Raw genomic sequence first — 1,878 nt, 5'->3', positions numbered from 1 at the left:
GGCGTCCCGGCCAGTGCGTGACCGGGTGCCCTGCAAATTGCGGCGCCAGGGCGTGCCAGGCGCCCGCTGCCTGCACACGCTGGCGGCCATGGGCATCGGGGCCGATGGCGAGCAGGCCATCCTCGTCATAGATGGCCTGGCCGTCATCGGAGAAGCGCAACAGGGCGGAACGGTAGATGTGCATGGCTGCAAGCTTACCGGAGCCGCTGGTTCCTGAGCACCTTCATGCTCCCCCACGCTGCGCCCCGCCCACAGCCTATGCCACAGGCGCGGCCCAGACCAGAGCCCCCGCGCAAGGGCCGCCAGCATTCCCACGTGCGGGCGCCGGGGGCGTCCCCCTGCCCGCAGTGCGTAGCGCTGCGAGAGCGGGGGGAAGGCGCCGAAGGCGACTCAGGGGGGTGTCAGATATGAACTGCGTGACCCAGCGCCCGCAAGGCCGCCTCCTGCACCGCCTCGCCCAGCGTGGGGTGGGCGTGGATGGTGCCCGCCACGTCCTCCAGCCGCGCGCCCATCTCGATGGACTGGGTAAAGGCCGCGGCCAGCTCGGCCACGCCCTGGCCCACGGCCTGCCAGCCGAGGATCAGGTGGTTGTCGCGCCGCGCCACCACGCGCACGAAGCCGCCGGTGGACTCCAGCGTCATGGCGCGGCCATTGGCGGCGAACGGGAAGGCCGCAGTAATGCAGTCCAGCCCCGTGGCGCGCACCTCGCCCGGCGTCTTGCCCACGACCACGACCTCGGGGTCGGTGAAGCAGACGGCGGGGATGGCCATGGGCTCGAAGCGCCGGTGCTTGCCCGCAATCACCTCGGCCACCACCTCGCCCTGCGCCATGGCGCGGTGCGCCAGCATGGGGTCGCCGGTGATGTCGCCAATGGCCCAGACGTTGCGCATGGAGGTGCGGCACTGCGCATCCACCGCCACGTAGCGCCCGGCCATGTCGAGCTGCAACGATTCGAGCCCGAAGCCCGCGGTGCGCGGCTTGCGGCCCACGGCCACGAGCACGCGGTCGGCGGGCAGCGCGAACTCGTCGGCGCGCGCGCTGCGCACGCGCACGCCGTGCTGCGCGTCGTAGCCCTGCACGCTGCAGCCCAGGTGCAGCACCACGCCGCTCTTCTCCAGCGCATCGAGCACGGGCTGGGTCAGTTCCTCGTCGTAGCCGGGCAGCACGCGCTCAGCCGCCTCGACCACGGAGACTTCCACACCCAGCTTGCGGTAGGCCATGCCCAGCTCCAGCCCGATGTAGCCCGCGCCGACCACGACCAGGCGGCGCGGCAGGCTCTCGGGCGCCAGCGCGCCGGTGGACGACACGACCGCGCCGCCGAACGGCAGCATGGGCAGCTCGACCGGCTCGGAGCCGGTGGCCAGCAGCAGGTGTTCGCAGCGCACGCGCACGGCCTCGCCCTCTGCGGGCTGCACGGTCACGGTCTTGCCGTCGTCGATGCGCGCCCAGCCCTTGTGTACCTGCACACCGGCCTTGCGCAGGAGCGCGCCCACGCCGCCGGACAGGCGCTTGACGATGCCGTCCTTCCAGCGCACGGTCTGCGCGATGTCGATGCTGGGTTCCTGCACCTTGATGCCCAGCGGCGAGCCGTGGGCCTGGTGGCGTGCAGCGTCGAACGCGTGCGCGGCGTGGATCAGCGCCTTGGACGGGATGCAGCCGATGTTCAGGCAGGTGCCGCCCAGGCTCTCGCCCTCGACCAGCACGGTGGGAACGCCGAGCTGGCCCGCGCGGATGGCAGCCACATAGCCGCCTGGGCCGCCGCCGATGACCAGCAGCTTGGTGGTGATTTCTTTCATGTGTATTCCTCCCGCTTCACTCGACGAACAGCAGGGCCGGGGTTTCGAGCAGCGCGCGCATGGCCTGGATGAATTGCGCCGC

At 71.7% G+C, this 1,878-nt stretch carries 1 protein-coding gene and 1 pseudogene; both read right to left on the bottom strand.

The window, feature by feature from the left end; all coding sequences use genetic code 11:
- A pseudogene (locus tag ACE3QP_RS21675) lies at positions 1-184 on the bottom strand (guanine deaminase); the annotation flags it as partial.
- 217 nt (positions 185-401) lie between these two features.
- Positions 402-1,796: a dihydrolipoyl dehydrogenase gene (gene lpdA, locus ACE3QP_RS21670; protein ID WP_374439149.1), complete on the bottom strand. Its 1,395-nt coding sequence runs from the start codon at positions 1,794-1,796 to the stop codon at positions 402-404.
- Between the last annotated feature and the right edge of the window lie 82 nt (positions 1,797-1,878).

The organism is Inhella sp. (assembly GCF_041912635.1).
Taxonomy (GTDB): domain Bacteria; phylum Pseudomonadota; class Gammaproteobacteria; order Burkholderiales; family Burkholderiaceae_C; genus Inhella.
The sequence above is the reverse complement of the archived record's forward strand: the minus strand, read 5'-3'. Positions and strand labels throughout refer to the sequence as shown.